Source organism: Paenibacillus sp. Lou8.1 (genome assembly GCF_024213565.1).
Lineage (GTDB): Bacteria > Bacillota > Bacilli > Paenibacillales > Paenibacillaceae > Paenibacillus > Paenibacillus polymyxa_B.
On record NZ_JANAVN010000014.1, the window covers coordinates 151,173 to 173,218 of the forward strand.

The following is a 22,046-nucleotide window of genomic DNA, read 5'->3' on the forward strand; positions in this document are numbered from 1 at the left end:
CTTAAATTTAATGTTTACGTTAACAACAATTACATTGTAACCGCTATCCTTTGTAGAGGAAAGTGATTTTTATCATGTGAGCGGATAAAAATGATCTGCCTCCATTTGGGACAGATCTGTTCTATACCTTCTCGATGACCGACACCACAAGAAAATTCCACAATTTTAATTTTCCTTGATAGATCAAACTTTGAAAACGTTTTATATATTTTTCTCTTTTTTTCTGAAAATTTCTTTCTTGAAAATACCAGTTATTGTATTATAATTGCAATATACATCCATTGATTTACATTAAAAGTATTTCATTAGTTATTTCACAGAGAAGAAGAAGAGGTGGTAGCATTGAGTACAAAAGTGCAAGCTGTTCAAACTAAAACTATATCCGATACAAAAGGAGCCGACCTTGTTGTCGATTGCTTGATCAAGCAAGGGGTTACCCATATTTTTGGCATTCCAGGTGCCAAGATCGATTCTGTTTTTGATGTTCTTCAAGATCGGGGGCCCGAATTGATCGTATGTCGTCATGAACAAAATGCCGCCTTTATGGCAGCGGCAGTCGGTCGATTAACCGGTAAACCGGGCGTATGCATTGTTACCTCAGGTCCAGGCGCATCTAACTTGGCGACAGGACTTGTCACCGCTAATGCAGAAAGTGATCCTGTCGTCGCCATTGCGGGTGCAGTCCCAAGATCCGAACGCTTGAAACGCACGCACCAATCTATGGATAACGCCGGACTATTCGAACCCATCACCAAATACAGTGTAGAAGTAGAACATCCTGATAATGTACCGGAAGCAATTGCTAATGCATTTCGAATTGCGACCTCAGCCCAGCCTGGAGCCACATTCGTCAGCCTGCCGCAGGACGTGTTGACTTCGTCATCTGAAGTAACAGTCATTGAGAAGGTTTCTCTTCCCCAACTCGGAACCGCACCCGCCGGACTCATCAAACAAGTCGCAGAGCAAATCAAAAAAGCCAAGCTGCCCGTACTTCTTCTCGGCATGAAAGCCAGCACGCCTGAAGCCACCGCAGCTATCCGTGCTCTCATCCGAGATACAGATCTGCCTGTTGTCGAAACCTTCCAGGCCGCTGGAGCCATCTCCCGTGAACTAGAAGACCACTATTTTGGAAGAGTGGGTCTGTTCCACAATCAACCGGGTGATATGCTTCTTGGAGCCGCAGATTTGGTACTGACGATTGGCTATGATCCTATCGAATACGATCCAAAAAACTGGAACATTCCGGCAAACCGAACACTCATTCATCTGGATGACCATCAAGCCGATATTGATCATGATTATCAACCTGATTACGAGCTAATCGGAAATATAGCCCTGATTGTGGGTAGCCTTGCAGAAGAATTACCTACCTTAAAGCTACCTAAATCCTCTTGCGACCAATTGAGTCGTCTGCGCCATGATCTAAACGAGCAAGCGGCTGTTCCCGCACACAAGCATGATTTTCTGATTCATCCATTGCAATTTATTCGTACACTGCGCAGCCTGATTGATGATAACGTCACAGTCACCTGTGATGTCGGTTCACACTATATTTGGATGGCACGATATTTCCGTTCGTATGAACCGCGGCGCCTTCTATTCAGCAACGGAATGCAGACGCTAGGCGTAGCGCTGCCTTGGGGGATTGCTGCCACACTCGTCAATCCCGGTCACAAAGTCGTTTCTATTTCTGGAGACGGAGGATTTCTTTTTTCGTCCATGGAGCTCGAAACCGCCGTACGTCTTAACTCACCGTTGGTGCATATCGTATGGAGAGATGGTTCCTATGACATGGTCGCTTTTCAACAACAGATTAAATACGGAAGAACGTCTGGTGTAAAATTTGGAGATGTTGATGTAGTGAAATATGCTGAAAGCTTCGGCGCCACTGGATTACGCGTGCACTCTCCTGAAGAACTAGAAAGTGTATTGCAGCAGGCACTTCATACCGATGGTCCTGTGGTCGTCGATATTCCGATTGATTATCAGGATAACATCCAGTTGGGACGTAAACTGCTGCCTAACCAATTAAACTAACCTTAACCATGCCTCACTCGTGACGGCTTTATGACAATTATGGAGTATAACGTTTTTTTTATGATTTTTTTGAGTTATTCATGTTATTTACTGAAATTTTACGTTTATTATTGAAAAAGAAAGAAAATAAATGCATACAATTATAAAAGGAAGTGTATTGCCATGACCGTTGCGCAATTGGAAACCAAGCAAGAAGCTGATCATGATATTTACCAAACATCCACTATGCTTGCTCTATTAGATGGTCTTTATGACGGAGTTGTTGCCTTTGAGGAGTTGCAAAAGCACGGGGATTTCGGAATTGGTACCTTTGATCAACTGAATGGCGAGATGATCGCGTTCGATGGTGAATTTTATCACTTGCTTCCAGACGGTACGGCCCATCGCGTAAAACCGGAAGAAACTACACCTTTTTCCACCGTCACCTTTTTCCAGGAAGATTTCACATATACTATTGACCGCCCTATGCATCGTGAAGAGCTGGAAGCTCTGCTGTTAACGTTGTTTCCAAGCCGTAATCTGTTCTATGCCTTCCGTATGGATGGCACTTTTCATGAAGTAAAGACACGGACCGTGCCTCACCAAGTTAAACCATACAAACCTTTTATCGAAGCGACCAAGTCACAGCCTACCTTCACTTTTAATGAGGCTTCCGGCGTGATTACAGGTTTTTGGACACCTGCCTATGCTCAAGGTATTGGGGTAGCCGGATTTCATCTGCATTTTATTAACGATGAACGCACTGGTGGCGGGCATGTCTTTGATTTTATCGTCGAAAAGTGTACCATCCGCATTTGTCAAAAATCCAATCTGCACCTGGTCCTGCCCGATACGCCAGATTACTTGAAGGCCAACCTGTCCAGAGAAAACCTGGAGAAAGAAATTGCCGTTACTGAAGGTGCGCAGTAATCACAGTTATATAACTCATCAAGTTACGGACCCTATAGCTAAACAATAAACAGTAAAAGATCACAGTCAGGGAAGAGAATTACTGCTCTCTGACTGTGATCTTTTTATGTACGAGCATATATATACATTACTGCTTATGCTCTCACTCCGGTTCACCTATGCCTCGATCTGATCCAGTTTATCTGCATAATATTGAATAGCACGTGAGTACTCCTGTGTAGATAAATCCGAGGTCGTCTCAGCCACCTCCATTAGCAGCTCCTGCATGGCTTTCCCGTATTCCCCCAGATTGTATAACACCATCGCGTAAAATACCCGAAACGGTCTGTAATCCGGAAATTCGTTCATTCCTGTGTCCAACCACGCTTTCGCCTTAGCGTAATCTCCCAATACACGATATGTACTGCTTAATCCAAGGATTGCTCCTTTCCTTGATTCTGCGGATAACGCCATACCTAGGCTTTTTTCATAATAGGCAACCGCTTCCCTCTCTAAGCCCAATGAATCATGTGTCCAAGCTGTCTGATACCACAATTCTGCATCATTTTGCTGCTGTTCTAATGCCTTTAAAAGAAGCTTACGTGCTTTCTCTGCTTGCCCTGTTCGTCTAAGCTCGTCAGCTTGCGCCATGATATCGTTCATATTCATCCTCCACTTCTGACTCATGCCTATCTTTGAGTTATATGTTACCCGACATTTGAATGCAATGTAAATGGAGTTTTTCCTAAGATTTGAAATCCAAAAAAACGACCCTCCCTTTAGGAGAGCCGCTATATATCCGAAGTTGAAGTTACGGTTTATTTAACCTTCAATGATCCTGTAGTTAGTATTCCAGCTACACGTTGTGCGTCGAAAATGCGGGAGAGCTCCTCCACTGCCGTCAAGTACAGTAGACCGTTGCCCTCCAGCTTAGGAGAATTACCGAGTGGAATCGTGCGTTTGATGAGTTGTGCGTATAATTCCGGTTCTGTAAGATCACGCTCAAAGCTCGCATTCGCCAGCTGCTTAATCAACGCCAATGCACCTGCTACGTGCGGAGTAGCCATCGAAGTTCCGCTAAAGGTCGCATATTTGCCGCCCGGTACGGTGGACAAAATATCTTCTCCCGGTGCAACCAAATCCACCTCATTATTTGAATTACTGAATTCTGAGGCATGCCTATCAAAGTTGATAGCACCTACGCTAATCACTTCATTATAGCAGCCGGGGTAGCCGAGCTCGTCCGTTCTGTCGTCACCGTCTCCCTCATTTCCAGCTGCACAGATGACTAAGATTTGGCTAGCTACAGCCTTTTTTACTGCTTCATGAAGCTCTGGCACATCCTCAGGACCGCCAAGTGACATCGATATGATATCTGCCTTTTGCTCAATCGCATAATAGATGCCTTGAATAATCCAGTCATATTGACCGGAGCCCTGCTTGTTTAGCACTTTGATGATGAGCAGGTCTGCCTCTGGAGCAACACCCACGACACCATCCGCATTTTCTGCTGCCGCAATAGTACCCGCCACATGCGTACCATGACCGTTGTAATCCTTGAAAATTTCCGGATCACCTTGATCATCATCCGTAAAATTCCGGCCGCCAATAATACGCGCCTTCAAATCTGGATGGTCCGAATCACAGCCCGTGTCCAGCACCGCCACCTTCACGCCTCGGCCTCGAGTCTGGTTCCATACCGCAGGAGCCTGAATCAGCTCTACCCCTCGCGGTATTTCATTCACTTGTTGCTCCTGCTTGATCACTTGGTAAGGAATGATATGCACTTTACGTTCCATCCTATTCCCTCCTTCATGGATTCAATCGGAAACCATCCGTCTTTGAAACTTTGAAACTTTGAAAAATTTGAAAACCTCTACTACGTTCGAGGTTACTATATTCTAGCAATTTTTGAAAAGTTTGAACATCCCCATTTTGCTTATTTTTGTAAAAAAACAGACATCCCCCAATTTGCTTGGAGAATGTCTGTTGTAGAATCTCTTTCAGCCTTAGACTGATTCCGCCTGAAGTTCAGCCTTAGATAACAGCGATTTGTGCTGCCATTTCCGCCCCTTCCAGCGTAAATAGTGGAAAATGCCTCGTACCCACTCATCGCAGGCATGTGCAATCCACACACCCAGCACACCATATCCCATATGAATACCCAGCACATATGCTAGCGGGATTTTAATCCCCCACATTGAAATAATGGCCATCATTAACGGGAACTGAACATCTCCCGCTGCTCGCAAGGAGTTAATGACAACATGATTAAACACACGGCCCGGCTCCAGCAGTATACAGAACAGCAAAATCGCTGCCCCTAATTGAATGATCGCCGGCTCATCTGTAAAGATCGCCATCACTTCATATCGGAAAAAGGATACTACCACGATCACAGCAATCGTAATGACCAAAGACCATTTTAGGCTCCGTAAAAGTTGATGATAGGCTTTTTCCTTGTCTCCTGCTCCAATCAGGCGGGCAACAATAATTTCCGTTCCCTCACCTACAGCCATTCCAAATACCATAAAAAAGTACACAATTGTATTCGTATAAAAATGGGTTGCGATCGCTGTTGTACCCATAAAGCTGACAAACCGGGTCACCATCATTTGGCTAAGTTGATAAGACAACCATTCCAACCCGGCAGGAATACCAATCTTCAGGATGGCTACCAGCTTACTCCATTGAAGCTCTACATAATACCGGATGCGAATCGGCGCACTCACACGCTTGTACAGCAGTAGAAAAATCCAGACACATGCTACAGCACGGCTAATAACCGTTGAAATCGCTGCACCCGCCACTCCCATCTGCGGCAGACCAAACCAGCCATAAATGAGCAGCGCATTCCCCACAATATGCAATATATTCATACCAATGCCCACGATCATCGTATCTTTAGTAAAACCATGCGATCGAATAACCGGACCTGCGGTTAGCATAAGCGCTTCCAGAAACAGCGAACCCCCTGCCAGCATCATATAAATCTCTGCATTTTCCTTGATCGTCGGGGTAATATGGTAAAAGGATAGTAAAAAATCCCGGCTCACAATAAACATCAAGCTCAGCGCCAGACCAAACACCAGATTAAAGGTTAGTGCCGAAGCCGTAACACGGCTTGCATCCACATGCTTTTGCGCCCCCAATAGCTGAGCAATGATCACACCTACACCAAGACCAAGCAGATTGAAAAGTATAATCGTAAATTCAATCAACTGTCTTGACACACCCACAGCCGATACAACCTCATCAGAAACATGGCTTAGCATGAACGTATCCACGCTACCCATCAAAATGTGAAACAACATCTCTATAAAGATCGGCCAAGTGATTGCAAAAACCGTCATCGTTTTAACGACTTGTGCTTGCTTGGAACCGTTTTCCTGAGAAAGTGACATCCTTCCGTATTCCTCCTAAATGCGACCCAATTATTACTTAATACCTACACGTCAATTAATCAATCATAAAAAGTCATATGCTTTTTATCTTTTTTATAATATTCCAAGCGGTCCTGCAATTGTCCTGTGTGGAATTCAAACTTATGTCCGTCTGGATCTGTAAAATAGACCGATCTTTTATCCTGTTCATTCCGCTCTCGTCCAGGCAAAATGGTAACATTAAAAGTTCTCAGCTTGTTGAGCATACTCTCAAAATCAGCTTCCGCTATCGAAAATGCAATATGCGTATAGGAATGATGAATTTCATTTCTCGGGATATCCTCTTCCACATTGAGAGCCAACCACATTCCCAAACAGTCCAGATAAGCCAGCTTACGTCCTTTAACGAGCAGTTTTCCATCTAGTACATTCTGATAGAAATGTATAGACTTCTCCAAATCAGACACCGAAAAGCAAATATGATTCCACCCTTGTATGCTCATGTTCCCTATTCCTTTCAGCGTACCCTGTCTAGCCAGTAGGTCCACGCTTCTGTATATTTATCGAGGTCTTTAGGATGATGGCGAATGCAGGTAGCTATACGAAAGTATAATCCCAGTAACACTTCCCTGTTCAGCTCGTATTCCCCTGTCATCTCCGGCTCAACCTTCTCTAAGGCAGGCAAAATAGTATCGACGGTCAGCCTATCCGGTGAAGAACAAAAGGCGTATATCAGATCATACAGAGGTTCTCCTACCACTGGATCAGGGTCAATAATACCCGTCAATGTGCCGTTTTCGGTAAACACAAAATTATGTACCCCACAGTCACCATGAAGCAAATATTTAATATTACGTTGCGGCAATCCAGCCACAAGGGTATGAACGAACCGATGATTCTCTTGGGGTAAAACGCCTTGTATGATCTTTCCAGATTCCTTCGTTCTGTGCAGCAGAAAATCTCTCCATTCCACAAACGGGTGATCCGGATAACCATAATGACGTTCCTCACCACAAGGCTTGTAGTGCAAGATCACCTCCGTTGCCAGACGAAGCAACAAATCGCTTTTGTTTCTTCCATGATACTGTGTGAACCCTGACCTGAACGTGTATACCAAATAACGGTGCAACGGATCTACATAAACCAAACGCGATAGTTTCTCAATCTGTACATAGGTATGTAAGAATTCTGCCTCGGCTTCTACTACAGCGGGATCATTTTGCTTAATCACGTATCGTGGCTTAGTTCCGTCCATGACAACTACCACTTTGCTCGAAGTTCCGCCAGTCAGCGGTTTGAGATTTCGCATATGGCTTTCAAGCACGCCCGTTTCGTGAAGCTCATTCAGGATCAGTTGAACATCCATCTCACGCCTCCCTCCATGCGTCTGATCCACAATGCGGCTGGCGACTTGGATATTTCATTTAGCTCCCACACGTTCGCCAGCCACTCTTCTTTTAAAAATAAATCTTTTCATGCTCCGCATAGATTTCAAGCGCCCGCTCCATCTTATGCACATAGGCCTCATCCTGACTAGAACATAGAAATGTAATGTGTCCCTCCTGCGATGGACCGGATTTTGGCGAAGGTTCCAGCAAATTACGCTCAGACAACACCTGTTTCAACCGCCTAACTGTTCCCTGGCTCCCGTCAATTAACTGAATATGAGAAGGTAGTAGTTCCCTTAGAATTTCCTTATAAAAAGGATAATGAGTACATCCCAATACCACCGTACCATATATGTCGAGATTGAACGAAGACAGCTCACGGTTAAAATATTCGAACATTTCTGCCCGGTCAAAATTCAACTGTTCGCAATAATGTACTAGCTCCGGCAGAGGTAGAGAGTCCACGCTCCCATGATCGTCAACCCTGGATACCAGCGCTGCATAACAGGATTGTTTCAACGTCAATGGTGTGGCTAACACCAGAACTCTTTTACCATTGGCTCGGTTCATCTCGACCGCTGGCTTCACAGCTGGCTCCATACCAATAATCGGAATAGGATATTCCTTCCTTAGCTCCGCAACTGCGATACTTGTAGCCGTATTGCAGGCAATGACCAATGCCTTAACATCTTCTTTAAGGATCGTTTCTACTGAAGCTTTGACATAACCAAGCACCTCTTGAGGAGTTTTCGTCCCGTAAGGCACATGAAGCGTATCCGCCATGTATACAAAATTTTCGTTTGGCAAACGTCTTAGTGCCTCGGACAATACTGTAATTCCACCCAATCCTGAATCAAAAAAACCTATCTTCAAGCTACTCACCTTTTTTCGTTCAACTATTGTGCCATATCTTACAGGCACCATGTTCATTTTCTTCTTCGCCTACTCAAACCATTCTCTTCATTAGACTTTACATTTAAATTTTACCGCAAAACTGATATTTTGCAAAAGAAACACGTAAAATTTACAGTGTAAAAAATAAAGTAGCTTTTCAAAGTAAATTTAATATAAAAGTGTTGACAGATATTATCTTTATATTGTAATATTACGTGGTAACTTACTAACTTAACTTACTTATTCAACTTACTTAGGGGGAAATAAATCATGTCTAAAGTATTATTTGTCAAAGCTAATGATCGTACAGCTGAAGAATCTGCAACAGTTAAATTGTATAACGCCTTCGTAGAAAGCTACAAGTCTTCCCACCCAACTGATGAAATCACTGAGCTGGACCTGTTCTCCGTTGAGCTTCCTTATTTGAACGCTAACATGATCAACGGCACGTTCAAATCCGCTAGAGGCATGGAGCTGAACGCAGAAGAAGCTCGCCTAGCAAACATCGCTAATGGCTACCTGGATCAATTCCTGGCAGCAGACAAAGTCGTATTTGCTTTCCCGCTCTGGAACATGACGATTCCAGCTGTACTGCATACGTACATTGATTACCTGAACCAGGCTGGTAAAACATTCAAATACACTGCTGAAGGTCCAGTTGGTCTCGTAACTGAAACTAAAGTAGCCCTGTTGAATGCAAGAGGCGGCGTTTATTCCGAAGGACCAGCTGCTGCAGCTGAAATGTCTTTGAACTACATGAACAACATCTTATCCTTCTTCGGAGTGAAGGACATCGTGAAAGTTGTTCTGGAAGGACATAACCAAGCTCCAGATCAAGCACAAGAAATCGTTGCTTCTGCCGTACAACGTGCAGTGGACACAGCAAAATCGTTCTAATCATATATTATGAAGAGAAGAGGATATCCGCGCCCTATATGGGCTGGATATCCTCTTTTTTGTTATAAAGTATAAAAAACACGTGCTCCCTTGATCTATAAATCAAGTGAAAGCACGTGTTTGTGAAATGAGATTACTTCTATTTTAAGGAATGAATTGCTGCACGATTTTTACAACTTTACCCTCACGAAGCGTAACATGGTATGGAAATTGACTGAGGTCCAGAACGTCCTTTTTAGCAAAATCTTTCTCAAACTGTGCCAGAGGAATCGATTCGTTCCATTGCACGTCTGTATCTTCTATGTTACCCGTGTGATCATAAATCTGCACCTCTACCGAAGCATCTGGTGCAACCTGATACACGTCATTTTGCACGGAATTGTTTACGATGTAGTAGCCATCTGGAGCTCCATCCAATCCTGTATTTCCTTCATGCTCCAATAATGCTTTGTCAGCTGCCGCGCCTTCATACCATTCAATCGGGTCTGCCGACAAATAAATCTGTCCGTCACGAATCTCCATTTGGTTTATATATACGGTCTCCTGATTTTCAGCAGCTGCTACAGGCGTGTAGCCTTGCGCTGTTGCCCCTGCCGTCGTAATCAGCATCATCATTAAAGCCAATACGGTCCATTTCGAAGCTAGTTTCATCATGTCTGATCTCTCCTTGCCGTTTGGGTATGTACACGGTGTCTGTAAGCTTCATTACCCTTGTGTACTTATCATAAACGTTGCACGGTTAAAAAGTGTATCAGATACATAAAAAAGAAGTTACGATTTTTTAAGACTTGGTCTTAAAACTTGATAATAAGTCCTATTTATCTTTGCTATCTTAATAACCCGACCTGACGTGCCTGTTCTTCGGTGAGAATAAACTCTTCATTTTGCCATACTTCGTCCTCTTTAGTTACAGCAAACATCCCCATGATCTCTGTCCATATTCCTTTGTCGACGGCTTCCTGTTGTGTAATGATAATTTTCATTTCGTTTCCTCCTCCTGTAAAATATGTGCAATCCAAGGCTGTCGATTTGTGTATCCCACTTCGCGATCAGATGGTTTCTCCGATCGCTGTTGGAGCCTGATTTTTTGAATTATATTTAAATGGTTAAAATCAAGTTCCAAAGGCGAACGCTATCGCTTCTCCGAAATCCATCTGCCCGCTTCGTTACCCAGCTTATCCTTGCCATTCTCATTTTTCATGAGTTCACTTCTAAAAAGCCAACGACCTAAACTGATACTTAGGCCAAATATAATACTTTTATTTAAAGCCTCTAACCCTTATATGGAACTCACAATGCTTGTCCTAGATTTGCATTATCGGAGTGCTTGAGGGGTTCTTGTCCCGCTTATAACATATGTACCCTTTTCCTACCGAGATTATTCGTATCTTATTTGTAACCATAAAATTTTATATTATTTTTGTAGGTAGTGACTTCTTTAGAAATGACTAAGTCCTAAAATAAAAACGGCTGTAGGTTATTCTACGAGCCGTTTTCACTAAAAAATTTTATATGCTTGGTTAATCTATTAGTACCATCAACATATAACGTATTCGTTTATTGTTTCTGCATAAAAAATGGTCGCCAAAAGCACTAAAGCAGCGGAGAGGACGGAATCGTTCTGAAGAAGCGGAGCGTTCGCCTTTGCCCCCGGATTTCTACCCTTGAACATACAAACAAGAAATCTGGGGGCAACAGCGATCGGAAGAATGATCCGTCCTCGTAGCGGTCACAAGCCGCATACCGTTACTTTGTCACTCTGCATGATATAAATGTAACGCTCCTTTTACACAGAAAAGTAAAAAGGCTGTACGCATACTGGCTTGGATACGGTTACTTGTTGCCCGGTGTAGGTCAAGCGTCCACTTGCCTTGTCCACTTTGAACGTAACGATGTTGTTGGTGTCCCGGTTGGCCACGAGCATATGGTCACCATTTGGAGTCAAAGCAAAATGGCGTGGATGCTCTCCTTCAGCAGATACATGCTCGACTAAGCTCAGCTTGCCAGTTGCTCCGTCTACAGCGTATACGACAATGCTGTCATGCCCACGGTTGGAACCGTACAGATAAGCTCCATCCCCCGAAATCGCAATTTCAGCAGTTGTGTTTTCACCTGTAAAGTCAGATGGCAATGTCGGAACGCTCTCAAGCTCAGTGAGCTTGCCAGCCTCTGCATCATATGCAAAAGAAGTAATGGAAGAATCCACTTCGTTAATGACAAAAGCAAATTTACCATTCGGGTGGAACGTCAAATGACGTGGACCTGCACCTGCATGGGTTTTCGTTTCACCATGAAACACCAGTTGTCCTTTGCTGTCATCAATGGTGTAAACGCGGATCAGATCCAGACCGAGATCTTGTACGAACAGGAAGCGACCATCCGGACTAAAGAAACTGGAATGTGGATGTGGACGATCCTGACGTTCAGGATGCGCTCCTTTGCCCTCATGCTGTTTAACATCCAGCAACTCACCGATACGTCCGTCCTCAGTCAGAGACACCAGTCCCACCATACCACCGTGGTAGCTGACTACAATAAGGTAACGGTCAGATGGATCACGCTGAATGTGGCAAGTTGTTGCACCCACGTTTTCCGCACGATTCAGCAATGTAAATGTCCCTTTAACTGGGTCAATTTCGAAAGCAGAGGCTTCGCCTACTTTCGCTCCTGCAGCAGAAGTCGTCTCTCCAATGGAATACAGCTTCCGATTTTTGACGTCCACATTCAGGAATGTAGGATTTTTCAAGCCGGAGAACTCATCCTGTAGTGTAAGTGCTCCTGTCTGTTCATTAAAAGTGTACGAATAAACTCCGTTACCTTCCAATTCGGCGTAAGAGCCTGCAAATACGAGCAATTTTTGTTGTGCTGTCATGGTTGTGTCCTCCTTGGATTAAAAAAATGATGGGCAATTGGAATGATTGCTCCTGTTACAAATATCGCTTTAAGAGGCGCGCTCCACCACGGGCTCTGTGGACAACGCCACATTTCCCGCTACGGCACGCGAGATCATGCATGAGGTTTCTGCCTGCTCTGCCAGTCGCAATGCTTGTTCAATCTGCGATTCTGTCGCATCGGCGACCAATTGAACCTGCGGACGATGCACAATTCGGCGATATGTAAAAATATTGTTCGTTACATCGACAATCCCTTCGGATTCCAGCGCCAGTGATGCCACCGGGAGACTCGCGCGCTCCATCATCGCCGCCAACGTAATCAAATAGCAGGTAGCGGCGGCACCGAGCAGCATTTCATCTGGATTGGTGCCCACACCAGGGCCTCCCATCTCAGCCGGGATCGAAATTGCAGTCCGCAACTGTCCAGCCTCAATATGGCCGTCGCTGTTGCGCCCCCCGTTCCAGTCTGCCTTGAGCAGAAAGGTATGCTCCATTTCAGGTCACTCCTCTCTCTTATATTATGAATCTTTACACAGGTGAATGTAAAGGTTAGTCAATCTCCTGATTTTTGGTTTCCGTACCCAGCAACCATACAGCCGCAGCTCCGATCAAGATAGCTACGAAGAAAATCACAAAGATAGATGGTAGCGCTACGCCCTGTCCTACGAGTATACCGACCGCAAAAGGCCCGATAACGCCTCCAATACGGCCAAACGCAGCCGCCATACCCACACCAGTTGAACGTACAGCTGTCGGGTACAATTCTGGAGTATAGGCGTACATGGCTCCCCATGCACCAAGATTAAAAAAGGACAAGCTGATACCAGCAGCCAACAGCATTCCCGCCGTTTCCGAGGTGCCAAACCAAATGGCGGACACTGCTGTGAGCAGCAAGTAGATGATCAGTACGAATTTGCGGCCCAGCTTTTCAATTAGATAAGCGGCGGTAAAGTAACCTGGTAGTTGCGCAAGCGTCATGATCAGCACATACTCAAAGCTTTTAACCAGTTCGAAACCTTTCATAAACATCATGCTCGGTAGCCACAGGAACATGCCGTAGTATGAAAATACAACTGTGAACCATAAAATCCACAGCATCAGTGTAGACTTGCGATGGGGTCCCGACCAAATCGAAGCCAATCGTGCACGCAGCGGAAGTTTGACGCTTTGCTGCTTGTAACGCGGTGAATCATCTATAGCTCTGCGCAGATAAAGAGCGTACAGCGCAGGTACTGCGCCGAGAATAAACGCCATTTGCCAACCATACTTTGGAATAACAAAATAAGCAATAAGAGCCGAAAGGATCCAGCCTGCCGCCCAAAAGCTTTCCAGCAGGACAACCGCTCTTCCTCGTTCTTTCACAGGCACTGATTCTGACACCAGCGTCGAAGCAACAGGCAATTCCCCACCCAAGCCTGCACCAGCAATAAAACGCAGTACCAGCAGCATTCCGAGACCTGTCGCCAAAGCGGATAATCCACTGGCAATAGAAAAGATCAACAATGTCCACACTAATATAGCACGTCTACCGTAACGATCAGCCAAAATCCCCGCCAAAGCGGCTCCGAACACCATTCCTATCGAATTCATTGCAGTTAGCAGTCCAATTTGCTCAGATCCCAGATGCCACTCCTTTGCCAACGCTGCGACTATAAATGAAAGCAGCCCCACATCCATAGCATCAAACAACCAGCTGAGCCCTGCGCTAAACAGCAATTTTCTTTTTTTGGCTGGTGGTAATGAAGTTAATTCACTCATGATTTGCTCTCCCTTAAAAATATATCGTATGTAGACGTATATTCAGGTGTCTTGTCACCTGTAGCCTAGCATCTATTGTACCGTAAGCTTCCTTTATCTGCGAGCTTTTTAACACAAAAAAAACGGAAGATTGCCTACGGCAATTCTCCCGCCTTCTGGAACCTGCCACTTACCGGTTTTGGACCAGACCGATGATCGTCACCATGAGCACCAGCAGCTGGATGAGTGTATCGTTACTCATTCCAATCGCCTCCATCCCATATGAGATACTCCTTCGGCCGTTTCCCCTCTCCCCGGATCATGACGCTTGTTCCCCAATACATACCTATGCAGGCGGCGGGAAGCTTATGATCAATCATGGATGAAAATCTACATACGTTTTAAGGTTTAATCCAGGACCACTGCAAATCCATTTCCTGAATGCATTCACGGTTATCATGTTCATCATTGGCCACCAGTGGGGTCACCGGATAGATGCTCATGTCTCCTTGCTCATACGTGCGTAGTAGAGGTAGTAGCTCATCTATGTTCTGTACAGACGGACTCAGCCATGAATCTATATGGTCAGCTTCCAAAATAGCCGGCATACGGGTATCGAATTCACGTATATCCGTATTGGCCTGAACTGTCATCATCGTACAGGTGCGTAAAGGCTCCTTACGACTATCCTGCCATACTTCATATAGCCCCGCGACCGCAAACATCTTCTGTTCCGGCAATACCACTCGTACAGCACACATGCGTTTACCCAATTTTCGCCAATAATAAAATCCATTGCATGGAATGATACAGCGCCGGGTTTCCGCCATCTTGCGATAACTTGGATTTACCCGAACCGTATTCAAGTCTGCATTGACACAATCCTTGCCCCAGTAGGGAATAAATCCCCAGCGGAATTCATCAAGTACTCGTTCTCCATCCTGATGCAGCACAATTGGAACATGCTGGGTGGGACTCATGTTATAGCGTGTTTTGTAATAATACATCACCCGTTGTATACCAAAATGATCCCTAACCTCATCCAAATCAGCCGATAACGAAAACCTCTTGCACATTTGCTATTCATCCTTCCGCCTTTTTCACCTATTGTGCGGATATACAAGGAAAAATATGCATATGCAGGTTTTGCAAAAATCCAATAAACGACAAAACATATAGCAATATCCCCGCAGTTGTGAAGCTACGGGGATAGATACTAACTTATATTGTTATTACTTCTTTTCTACCGCGTGACCGCCAAATTCATTGCGCAACGCAGCAACCACTTTCCCGTTGAACGTGTCCGCATCAAGAGAACGATAGCGCATCAGCAGGGACAAGGCAATAACCGGAGTTGCGGCCTGAATGTCCAGTGCTTCCTCTACCGTCCATTTTCCTTCACCAGAAGAGTGCATAACCCCACGAATTTCGTCCAGGTTTGCATCTTTGGAAAATGCACGTTCAGTCAAACCCATCAGCCAAGAGCGAATAACAGAACCGTTGTTCCACACGCGCGCTACTTGTTCATAATCAAAGTCAAAGCTGCTTTTTTCTAGCACTTCAAATCCTTCACCGATGGAAGCCATCATGCCGTATTCCACACCGTTATGAACCATTTTCAGAAAATGTCCGCTTCCTGATTTACCTGCATACAGATATCCATTTTCCACTGCTGTGTCGCGGAAAATAGGCTCAACAACCGCCCAAGCTTCCGGATCGCCACCGATCATGTAACAAGCGCCATTACGTGCGCCTTCCATCCCGCCTGAAGTTCCAGCATCCATGAAGCTGATACCATATTCTTGAAGACGGGCATGACGAGCAATAGACTCTTTGTAATGAGAATTACCACCTTCAATAATGATGTCCCCTTTGGACAACATCGGTTGAAGCTGATCCAGCACAGAATCAACAATTTGGTGAGGAACCATAATCCACAATACTCTAGGGGATTGAGTTGCCTGTACAAGCTCTTCCAATGTAGAAGCACCTGTAGCTCCATAATCCTTCATTTCTTGGATTGCGGCTGCATTGACGTCGTAAGCGACAAGTTCATGCTTATGATCGATCAAATTTTTTCCGAGATTCAAGCCCATTTTTCCCAAACCAATTAATCCTACTTGCATTGTAAAGGCCTCCTGCCGTAGCAAACATATTTTGTATATACTTTCTTATTGGTGTTAAGAACGAACGACTGCTTTTTCAGTGCTTTCGGACTTTTCGTCCAGCCACCATGTAAAGCCTTGTTCTTCCAACAATTGATCTGAAGCTTCTGGACCGTAAGAGCCTGCTGTATACGTGTGAAGTGGAACCTCACCACGAGCAAAAGCTTCCAGTACAGGTTGAACCCACACCCATGAAAGCTCAACTTCGTTCCAATGAGCAAAAAAGGTGGAATCGCCGCGCAGCGCATCAAAGATGAGGCGCTCATAGGCTTCTGGTACATCCTTGGCCTCGGAATGATAATTCATCAGAACCGTTTCCAGTTGACCAGCGTTTAGCGGGTCTCTGCTATTTAGACGCAGCGTTACCTTTTCATCCGGGTTAACATGGATGATCAGCAAGTTCGGGTCAGTCGGTTGCCCTTGAGCGGCATAAGGATCTGTGCTGTCCTTTTTGAATTCCACGACGATACGAGTAGATTTTTCTTTCATACGTTTGCCGGTACGAATATAGAACGGCACACCCGACCATTGTTCGTTGTCAATCCATAGGCGAGCTGAAATGAAAGTATCATTTTGCGAATCAGGTCCGATATCTGGCTCTTCTTTATAGGAAGGAACTGCTTTTCCGTTGATCTCACCGTTGGTATATTGGCCTCTAACCACGTTGGAAGCAATATCGGAAGGATCAAGCGCACGAAGCGCGTCCATCACCTTGCTTTTTTCGTCACGCACCTGATCAGCCGTGACATGTCCCGGCTTGTTCATCGCCGTCATCATCAACACCTGCAGCATGTGATTTTGTACCATATCACGAATAGCGCCGGAATGATCGTAGTATCCCGCTCTCTCCTCCACCCCTACAGTCTCGGATGCGGTAATTTGCACATTGGCGATGTATTGATTGTTCCATATCCCTTGAAGCAATGGATTAGCAAATTTTAAGGCTTCCAGGTTTTGTACCATGGGCTTACCTAAGTAATGGTCAATACGATAAATCTCATCCTCAGCAAAGGTTCTGCTCAGGCGATCGTTCAGCTCACGTGCGGATTCCAGATCGTGCCCAAATGGTTTTTCGATAATGAGCCGTTTCCAACCCTTTGTTTCAGCTAAACCACTTTCTCGAATATTGTGGGCAATCACATCAAAAAATTCCGGTGCCACCGATAAGTAAAACATGCGGTTCCCCGGAATTCCCAAGTCATTTTCACGTTGCTCAGCAAGCTGCAGCAGCTTTTTATAATCTTCCGGGTGGTTGACGTTCAATGCGCTGTAACGGAAAGCACTTAAGAACTGATCCATCTGTGCACGGTCTTCATTCACGTGTCTGGAAAAATCCTTAATGGATTGCTCTACATTACTTTGAAATTGCTCGTCCGCCACTTCACGACGCCCCATCCCAATTACAGAAAAGGAAGCCGGAATTTTACCTTCTACAAACAAATTATACAAGGCAGGGTAAATTTTGCGTTTCGCCAAATCCCCTGTCGCTCCAAATAAGACAAATGTCATTGAATCCATGAATTATTCCTTCTTCCCATTATAAAGATGAGGTTATTAAAAGTTACCTGAGGAATTAACGTAACCCATAATACACCCAAAATAAGGGGCAAGTCAATCAAATTTTAGCGAAATCGTGAACATTCGATATATCCTGTAATGATAACGTTTTCTGTGGTATGATTGACGAAAGGAAAGAGAAAAAACTGTTAAATATGTCACAGTTGATACAAAGTGTTATAGTTACTATTGGTATACAGAGTTACTTTTAGTATACTGTTTAAAACAACAATGAAATTGAGGGGATTCAGATGAGCGACGACAGGCAGCCTAAGCTTTTGTGCGGTAAGGTGGAACAGTCCTTTCAGATCATCAGCAAAAAATGGACCGCTCTCATCATTCATACTTTGATGGAACATCCCAAACGATTTAGTGAAATTCACGTCTCTATACCTGATCTTAGCAAACGCATGCTGAACGAACGCATCAAGGAACTAGAGCTTTCCGGCCTGATCCTTCGCAATGTCATCACAGAGCGGCCTGTGCGTACTGAGTATTCGCTGACACGCAAGGGTAAAGAGCTAGGTGATGCATTGAATGGTGTGGAGAGCTGGGCCGAGAGATGGCTTTAACTGCTAACAGGAGGTCGCCACACATGGTCTCCTGTTATTGTGTTACCCCATGTGGATCATAATACAAACTATAGTACGAAAATAATGGGACAACCGCTCAGCAGCTCATAATTTCAGAATGGGCCAAGGAAGGATGAGAACGATGGCATTTGGCATTACCCGCCAGGAACTTATGGCCTGGAAAAGAGAGGTCAGTCGTGGTGAAATTGCTTTTCTGACCCATTACTGGCTGGATGATCGCTTTCCAGGCATTACAACTGTCACCAAGGTAGGATGTTCTGATTTGGACAAGCTGCGCTTATGGTGCAACCAAAACGGATTAGACCCCCAATATATTCATCAGCGTCAGCCCTATCCGCATTTTGATCTCATCGGTAACAAACAAGCGGAAATTTTACGTAAGTATGGCATTAGCGATCAATTTAAACGCTTTGAACTTCAACTCCCAACGAGTACACGCCCATCGTTCTAAACCGCAGCTCTCAGAGCTGCGGTACTTTTGTTTTCATACCAGTTAATACCTTGTGTATCCAAATCGCTGACATTGCTCCTTCTCCCATTGCCACAGTCGCTTGCTCGGCATGAGCTCCTAAGTCCCCGGCTACCCATACATTTTCCACATTTGTCATTTTGCTGCGAGGATGAGTTTCAATATGCTTATTGTGCAGCAGATGTACACCCAGTTGCTCTGCCAGCTCTGAATGAACATGATTGCTGCCAAAAGCTAAAAAGCCCCGCTCTGCTCGAACCACTTGTCCATCAGCCAGCCGCACTCCTTCAAAACAGCCCGGTTCTCCGGTTATAATCTCAGAAATGGCTGCTTCCTTATAGCCAATCCCTTTTTCCCGCAGCTTCACAATCAGCTCGTCCGGCACCTCTGAACGCTCATGATTGACATAAACAAGTTGATCGGTACGCGCTGACAAGATCAGAGCCATGGAAGCTCCTGCTTTACCGGCCCCCATGACGACCGTGCTGCGATCCTGAACCTCGTAACCGTCACAGTCCGGGCACACATATACACTGTTGCCCAAGCAGGCTTGTAACCCTTCCAGCTTTGGAAAACGGTCCGTTAGCCCTGTAGCTAACAACAGCGTCTTAGATGAATACACGGTTCCTGCCTCCACTTGAATGTCAAAAAGCTCTCCTCTTTGGGCGGCTTTTACCGCCTTCCCTTCAATAAACTCAGTACCTAGTTTTGTGGCTTCACTACGTCCAAGCCGTCGCAGCTCTTCACCAGAAATTCCGTCAGGAAAGCCCAAAATATTATGATACTGATGGCACAGCGTAGATCGGCCATAGCCCGAATCTATGACCAGCACCCGATGACTGCTGTATCTCCCCAATTGAATCGCTGCTTGCAATCCGGCAATTCCCCCACCAACAATAATGCAATCATAGTTCATCATTTTTCCTCCTTTGAATGCGCGTTATCCTAGACATCTGCATAAAACCGCAATAACACCAATGTAAACTTCTCATCCAATTTTAAACATAATATCACCCACTAACGGATGAATTAACCCCTGTGTCCGTACATATCAAAGCTTATATGCCTTAAAAATGGAATGACAAAAAGCACTGTGGATACCCACAGTGCTTTACCAGGTCGAGCCTGAATCGTCATTTTATCGTGAAAATTATAATTATTTAAATGTTTTTACGCGTTCTTCAACAGGCTGGAATTCTTTTTCACCTGGTTGGAATGTCGGTTTACCAAATGGCATTTCAGCAATCAGTTTCCAATGCTCAGGAATGTTCCATTCGTTTTTCACTTTTTCATCAATCAATGGGTTGTAATGCTGAAGGGATGCCCCCAGTCCTTCTTGCTCCAGAGCCGTCCAGACCACCAATTGCAGCATACCATTAGATTGGTTGGACCAGATTGGGAAATTGTCCGCGTAGGCTTCAAATTGTTGTTGCAGACCAGCTACCACGTTATTGTCTTCAAAGAACAAGACTGTTCCGTATCCGCTGCGGAAACCGTTCATTTTCTCGGCAGTAGACTTGAATTGCTCCTCATTGCCTACAACCTCACGCAAAATATCTTCTGTAATATTCCACAGTTTATCATGATGCTCTCCGAGCAACACTACAGCACGTGAAGTTTGGGAGTTGAAAGAGGTAGGTGTGTACTTAACAGCTTCCTCTACAATCTCTTGAATCCGTTGGTCAGAAATAACCTGTTCTTTGCTAATACCATAATAGGAGCGTCTGTCTTTCAGAGCTGTGAAGAAGTCTTTAGCCATTTTTTTGTTACCTCCTGAGAAAAATTAATTACTTTTCGTAACTTAATATACATTACATATATCTTAAAGTCAAGAGATTTCTTTTTAAATATTACCAGTTAGTTGATGATTATACGCCACCATTGTATTTTTTCTCACTGGAAGAGGTGTGCTTGGTTGCATCCTTGTCTCTCTCCTCCTGTCTTTCCATCTTCAAATCCTCTACAGGAATGGCGTCTACCGTCTGCTCGATCTCAAAACGGTCGAACAAGCTTTCCTGCTCTGTCGGATACTGCTCTGCATGATCTCGATTGATCGACTGTTTCTGATGTTTAGACTCCGTTGTTCCTTTCCCCGTCTGTCCTTTCTGCTGATTCTGATCGTGCAGGTTATCTTCAAATGGGGCCATTTTACTTCCCTCCCTATCGGATTGGTGTCCACAGTATACTTTTACCTTTCACATCGGGGATTAAACGCAAAAAAGAGAAAATCTCTGCAAAGATTTTCTCTACTCATGTACTTATAGATGGTTGAATGGATTATTCCGAGCTGGATTGACCTGTACACTCATGAAAAAGATGAGGTTCCAGCTTCTCTCCCGTTACGAGCTTCTGCACCAGTTGAGTCCCCGAGTCGGGGGTCATTTGACCATACCAGTCCCCTTGAGGATATACGATCACAACCGCAGCATCATGACAACGCCCATTACAGCGAGTTCTGGTCGTGTGAATATATGCTTCTGCATTTTGTTTACGAATTTCATCCCGAATTGCCTGTGTAACTTCTTCACCCTCATGTCGCATACATGTGCCTCCATTGCAGATCAACACATGATGCTTCATTGGTTCTAATTCAAAAATAGCCATAGCTTCCCCTTTAATCAACAGTTGTTGGTTTTAAATCAATGTTTATCTGGATAAAGAACAAGCTGTGCTTCCATCTGATCAGCTTCAATCGTCAGCACGATGAATGAATATTCGTCTTCGCCGCGTTTGTCCGTCGGAGACCCCGGATTAAGGACAAGCTGACCGTCAATCGTTTTGACCACCGGAATATGCGAATGTCCATAAATCAGGCAATCCAGCGTTTCTCCCTTAAACGTATTCAATGCGATATTTTCTGTCGAGCCTCGCCAGCCGTGACCGTGAACCATACCGATCCGCTTGCCTTGGGCTTCAACGATTCGTTGATAGCCTAAACGCTCCACAATGTCCATTCCATCATTGTTTCCGGCAATGCCTTGCACAGGCGCAAATTCAGCTAGACGTTCATATACGAACCAATCCGTCCAGTCTCCGGCATGGAGAATGAGGTCACTGCCTTTTAACTCCTGTACAAGCCGACTAGGCAGTGTTTTGCTTCTATGCGGCATATGAGTGTCTGAAAGTACGATGATTTTCATATCA

Annotated in this window: 25 protein-coding genes; 5 read left to right on the forward strand and 20 right to left on the reverse strand. The window is 44.7% G+C overall.

Translation table 11 applies throughout. The annotated features are described in order from the left end of the window. Positions 1 to 333 precede the first annotated feature (333 nt). Positions 334 to 2,037 (forward strand): acetolactate synthase AlsS, encoded by a 1,704-nt coding sequence (alsS, locus tag NLX78_RS19875; RefSeq protein WP_254351352.1) that lies wholly within the window; start codon positions 334 to 336, stop codon positions 2,035 to 2,037. Positions 2,038 to 2,199: 162 nt separating this feature from the next. Beyond that, complete coding sequence (gene budA / locus NLX78_RS19880; RefSeq protein ID WP_025722973.1) at positions 2,200 to 2,946, forward strand: acetolactate decarboxylase; 747 nt, start codon at positions 2,200 to 2,202, stop codon at positions 2,944 to 2,946. 156 nt (positions 2,947 to 3,102) lie between these two features. Here budA and NLX78_RS19885 read toward each other — a convergent pair whose 3' ends face one another. From NLX78_RS19885 to murI, 6 genes are all read right to left on the reverse strand, one after another. Continuing rightward, positions 3,103 to 3,588: a tetratricopeptide repeat protein gene (locus NLX78_RS19885; protein ID WP_061830331.1), complete on the reverse strand. Its 486-nt coding sequence runs from the start codon at positions 3,586 to 3,588 to the stop codon at positions 3,103 to 3,105. A 155-nt stretch (positions 3,589 to 3,743) separates the two neighbouring features. Continuing rightward, positions 3,744 to 4,724 (reverse strand): S8 family peptidase, encoded by a 981-nt coding sequence (locus tag NLX78_RS19890; protein ID WP_025723662.1) that lies wholly within the window; start codon positions 4,722 to 4,724, stop codon positions 3,744 to 3,746. 210 nt (positions 4,725 to 4,934) lie between these two features. Further along, positions 4,935 to 6,329 (reverse strand): MATE family efflux transporter, encoded by a 1,395-nt coding sequence (locus tag NLX78_RS19895; protein ID WP_061830329.1) that lies wholly within the window; start codon positions 6,327 to 6,329, stop codon positions 4,935 to 4,937. Positions 6,330 to 6,388: 59 nt separating this feature from the next. Next, a complete protein-coding gene (gene fosB, locus NLX78_RS19900; RefSeq protein ID WP_061830328.1) occupies positions 6,389 to 6,811 on the reverse strand; it encodes a metallothiol transferase FosB in 423 nt (140 codons plus the stop codon). Positions 6,812 to 6,825: 14 nt separating this feature from the next. Continuing rightward, positions 6,826 to 7,674: an aminoglycoside phosphotransferase family protein gene (locus NLX78_RS19905; protein ID WP_254351353.1), complete on the reverse strand. Its 849-nt coding sequence runs from the start codon at positions 7,672 to 7,674 to the stop codon at positions 6,826 to 6,828. A gap of 91 nt (positions 7,675 to 7,765) precedes the next feature. Next, positions 7,766 to 8,620 (reverse strand): glutamate racemase, encoded by an 855-nt coding sequence (gene murI, locus NLX78_RS19910; RefSeq protein ID WP_254326044.1) that lies wholly within the window; start codon positions 8,618 to 8,620, stop codon positions 7,766 to 7,768. Positions 8,621 to 8,860: 240 nt separating this feature from the next. Between murI and NLX78_RS19915 the strand changes: the two genes are divergently transcribed. Continuing rightward, positions 8,861 to 9,487, forward strand: coding sequence for an FMN-dependent NADH-azoreductase (locus NLX78_RS19915; protein WP_043882169.1), 627 nt, complete (start codon positions 8,861 to 8,863; stop codon positions 9,485 to 9,487). Positions 9,488 to 9,631: 144 nt separating this feature from the next. On the opposite strand, the gene NLX78_RS19920 is transcribed toward NLX78_RS19915, so the two are convergent. The 9 genes from NLX78_RS19920 to zwf form a co-directional block, all read right to left on the reverse strand. Next, positions 9,632 to 10,141, reverse strand: a complete 510-nt coding sequence (locus tag NLX78_RS19920; protein WP_061830325.1) for a hypothetical protein — start codon at positions 10,139 to 10,141, stop codon at positions 9,632 to 9,634. Positions 10,142 to 10,314: 173 nt separating this feature from the next. Continuing rightward, the gene (locus NLX78_RS19925; RefSeq protein ID WP_172828312.1) at positions 10,315 to 10,470 is read right to left on the reverse strand and encodes a hypothetical protein; all 156 of its coding nucleotides are present in this window, start codon (positions 10,468 to 10,470) and stop codon (positions 10,315 to 10,317) included. Positions 10,471 to 11,273: 803 nt separating this feature from the next. Beyond that, positions 11,274 to 12,359 (reverse strand): lactonase family protein, encoded by a 1,086-nt coding sequence (locus NLX78_RS19930; protein WP_061830324.1) that lies wholly within the window; start codon positions 12,357 to 12,359, stop codon positions 11,274 to 11,276. Between the two features lie 69 nt (positions 12,360 to 12,428). Beyond that, positions 12,429 to 12,875, reverse strand: a complete 447-nt coding sequence (locus NLX78_RS19935) for an OsmC family protein (RefSeq protein WP_254351354.1) — start codon at positions 12,873 to 12,875, stop codon at positions 12,429 to 12,431. Between the two features lie 55 nt (positions 12,876 to 12,930). Next, entirely contained in the window at positions 12,931 to 14,139 is a 1,209-nt protein-coding gene (locus NLX78_RS19940) for an MFS transporter (protein ID WP_069291760.1), read from the reverse strand. 233 nt (positions 14,140 to 14,372) lie between these two features. Next, entirely contained in the window at positions 14,373 to 14,498 is a 126-nt protein-coding gene (locus NLX78_RS26600) for a hypothetical protein (RefSeq protein WP_268819851.1), read from the reverse strand. A gap of 21 nt (positions 14,499 to 14,519) precedes the next feature. Next, on the reverse strand, positions 14,520 to 15,194 hold the full coding sequence (locus tag NLX78_RS19945) for an SOS response-associated peptidase (RefSeq protein WP_165175551.1): 675 nt from the start codon (positions 15,192 to 15,194) through the stop codon (positions 14,520 to 14,522). A gap of 156 nt (positions 15,195 to 15,350) precedes the next feature. Then, positions 15,351 to 16,244 carry a phosphogluconate dehydrogenase (NAD(+)-dependent, decarboxylating) gene (gnd, locus tag NLX78_RS19950; RefSeq protein WP_053325295.1) on the reverse strand — a complete coding sequence of 298 codons (894 nt, stop codon included), beginning with the start codon at positions 16,242 to 16,244 and terminating at the stop codon, positions 15,351 to 15,353. 54 nt (positions 16,245 to 16,298) lie between these two features. Further along, positions 16,299 to 17,801, reverse strand: a complete 1,503-nt coding sequence (gene zwf / locus NLX78_RS19955; protein WP_254351355.1) for a glucose-6-phosphate dehydrogenase — start codon at positions 17,799 to 17,801, stop codon at positions 16,299 to 16,301. A gap of 290 nt (positions 17,802 to 18,091) precedes the next feature. Between zwf and NLX78_RS19960 the strand changes: the two genes are divergently transcribed. Together NLX78_RS19960 and NLX78_RS19965 are read left to right on the forward strand one after the other, a co-directional pair. Further along, the gene (locus NLX78_RS19960) at positions 18,092 to 18,412 is read left to right on the forward strand and encodes a winged helix-turn-helix transcriptional regulator (RefSeq protein ID WP_007430161.1); all 321 of its coding nucleotides are present in this window, start codon (positions 18,092 to 18,094) and stop codon (positions 18,410 to 18,412) included. A 142-nt stretch (positions 18,413 to 18,554) separates the two neighbouring features. Next, complete coding sequence (locus NLX78_RS19965; RefSeq protein ID WP_061830319.1) at positions 18,555 to 18,884, forward strand: hypothetical protein; 330 nt, start codon at positions 18,555 to 18,557, stop codon at positions 18,882 to 18,884. Positions 18,885 to 18,894: 10 nt separating this feature from the next. On the opposite strand, the gene NLX78_RS19970 is transcribed toward NLX78_RS19965, so the two are convergent. The 5 genes from NLX78_RS19970 to NLX78_RS19990 form a co-directional block, all read right to left on the reverse strand. Continuing rightward, entirely contained in the window at positions 18,895 to 19,818 is a 924-nt protein-coding gene (locus NLX78_RS19970) for an NAD(P)/FAD-dependent oxidoreductase (RefSeq protein WP_235308172.1), read from the reverse strand. Positions 19,819 to 20,058: 240 nt separating this feature from the next. Further along, positions 20,059 to 20,661 carry a nitroreductase family protein gene (locus NLX78_RS19975; protein WP_025722870.1) on the reverse strand — a complete coding sequence of 201 codons (603 nt, stop codon included), beginning with the start codon at positions 20,659 to 20,661 and terminating at the stop codon, positions 20,059 to 20,061. Between the two features lie 109 nt (positions 20,662 to 20,770). Then, the gene (locus tag NLX78_RS19980; RefSeq protein WP_061830317.1) at positions 20,771 to 21,049 is read right to left on the reverse strand and encodes a hypothetical protein; all 279 of its coding nucleotides are present in this window, start codon (positions 21,047 to 21,049) and stop codon (positions 20,771 to 20,773) included. Between the two features lie 130 nt (positions 21,050 to 21,179). After that, complete coding sequence (locus NLX78_RS19985) at positions 21,180 to 21,506, reverse strand: (2Fe-2S) ferredoxin domain-containing protein (RefSeq protein ID WP_061830316.1); 327 nt, start codon at positions 21,504 to 21,506, stop codon at positions 21,180 to 21,182. A gap of 35 nt (positions 21,507 to 21,541) precedes the next feature. Next, positions 21,542 to 22,042: a metallophosphoesterase family protein gene (locus NLX78_RS19990; protein WP_061830315.1), complete on the reverse strand. Its 501-nt coding sequence runs from the start codon at positions 22,040 to 22,042 to the stop codon at positions 21,542 to 21,544. Positions 22,043 to 22,046: the final 4 nt, after the last annotated feature.

What these genes read in the sequence shown, in the direction of transcription:
- budA (WP_025722973.1), top strand. Translation starts at nt 2,200, where the DNA reads ATGACCGTTGCGCAATTGGAAACCAAGCAAGAAGCTGATCATGATATT.
- NLX78_RS19885 (WP_061830331.1), bottom strand. Translation starts at nt 3,588, where the DNA reads ATGAACGATATCATGGCGCAAGCTGACGAGCTTAGACGAACAGGGCAA.
- NLX78_RS19890 (WP_025723662.1), bottom strand. Translation starts at nt 4,724, where the DNA reads ATGGAACGTAAAGTGCATATCATTCCTTACCAAGTGATCAAGCAGGAG.
- NLX78_RS19895 (WP_061830329.1), bottom strand. Translation starts at nt 6,329, where the DNA reads ATGTCACTTTCTCAGGAAAACGGTTCCAAGCAAGCACAAGTCGTTAAA.
- fosB (WP_061830328.1), bottom strand. Translation starts at nt 6,811, where the DNA reads ATGAGCATACAAGGGTGGAATCATATTTGCTTTTCGGTGTCTGATTTG.
- NLX78_RS19905 (WP_254351353.1), bottom strand. Translation starts at nt 7,674, where the DNA reads ATGGATGTTCAACTGATCCTGAATGAGCTTCACGAAACGGGCGTGCTT.
- murI (WP_254326044.1), bottom strand. Translation starts at nt 8,620, where the DNA reads ATGGTGCCTGTAAGATATGGCACAATAGTTGAACGAAAAAAGGTGAGT.
- NLX78_RS19915 (WP_043882169.1), top strand. Translation starts at nt 8,861, where the DNA reads ATGTCTAAAGTATTATTTGTCAAAGCTAATGATCGTACAGCTGAAGAA.
- NLX78_RS19920 (WP_061830325.1), bottom strand. Translation starts at nt 10,141, where the DNA reads ATGATGAAACTAGCTTCGAAATGGACCGTATTGGCTTTAATGATGATG.
- NLX78_RS19925 (WP_172828312.1), bottom strand. Translation starts at nt 10,470, where the DNA reads ATGAAAATTATCATTACACAACAGGAAGCCGTCGACAAAGGAATATGG.
- NLX78_RS19930 (WP_061830324.1), bottom strand. Translation starts at nt 12,359, where the DNA reads ATGACAGCACAACAAAAATTGCTCGTATTTGCAGGCTCTTACGCCGAA.
- NLX78_RS19935 (WP_254351354.1), bottom strand. Translation starts at nt 12,875, where the DNA reads ATGGAGCATACCTTTCTGCTCAAGGCAGACTGGAACGGGGGGCGCAAC.
- NLX78_RS19940 (WP_069291760.1), bottom strand. Translation starts at nt 14,139, where the DNA reads ATGAGTGAATTAACTTCATTACCACCAGCCAAAAAAAGAAAATTGCTG.
- NLX78_RS26600 (WP_268819851.1), bottom strand. Translation starts at nt 14,498, where the DNA reads ATGATTGATCATAAGCTTCCCGCCGCCTGCATAGGTATGTATTGGGGA.
- NLX78_RS19945 (WP_165175551.1), bottom strand. Translation starts at nt 15,194, where the DNA reads ATGTGCAAGAGGTTTTCGTTATCGGCTGATTTGGATGAGGTTAGGGAT.
- gnd (WP_053325295.1), bottom strand. Translation starts at nt 16,244, where the DNA reads ATGCAAGTAGGATTAATTGGTTTGGGAAAAATGGGCTTGAATCTCGGA.
- zwf (WP_254351355.1), bottom strand. Translation starts at nt 17,801, where the DNA reads ATGGATTCAATGACATTTGTCTTATTTGGAGCGACAGGGGATTTGGCG.
- NLX78_RS19960 (WP_007430161.1), top strand. Translation starts at nt 18,092, where the DNA reads ATGAGCGACGACAGGCAGCCTAAGCTTTTGTGCGGTAAGGTGGAACAG.
- NLX78_RS19965 (WP_061830319.1), top strand. Translation starts at nt 18,555, where the DNA reads ATGGCATTTGGCATTACCCGCCAGGAACTTATGGCCTGGAAAAGAGAG.
- NLX78_RS19970 (WP_235308172.1), bottom strand. Translation starts at nt 19,818, where the DNA reads ATGAACTATGATTGCATTATTGTTGGTGGGGGAATTGCCGGATTGCAA.
- NLX78_RS19975 (WP_025722870.1), bottom strand. Translation starts at nt 20,661, where the DNA reads ATGGCTAAAGACTTCTTCACAGCTCTGAAAGACAGACGCTCCTATTAT.
- NLX78_RS19980 (WP_061830317.1), bottom strand. Translation starts at nt 21,049, where the DNA reads ATGGCCCCATTTGAAGATAACCTGCACGATCAGAATCAGCAGAAAGGA.
- NLX78_RS19985 (WP_061830316.1), bottom strand. Translation starts at nt 21,506, where the DNA reads ATGGCTATTTTTGAATTAGAACCAATGAAGCATCATGTGTTGATCTGC.
- NLX78_RS19990 (WP_061830315.1), bottom strand. Translation starts at nt 22,042, where the DNA reads ATGAAAATCATCGTACTTTCAGACACTCATATGCCGCATAGAAGCAAA.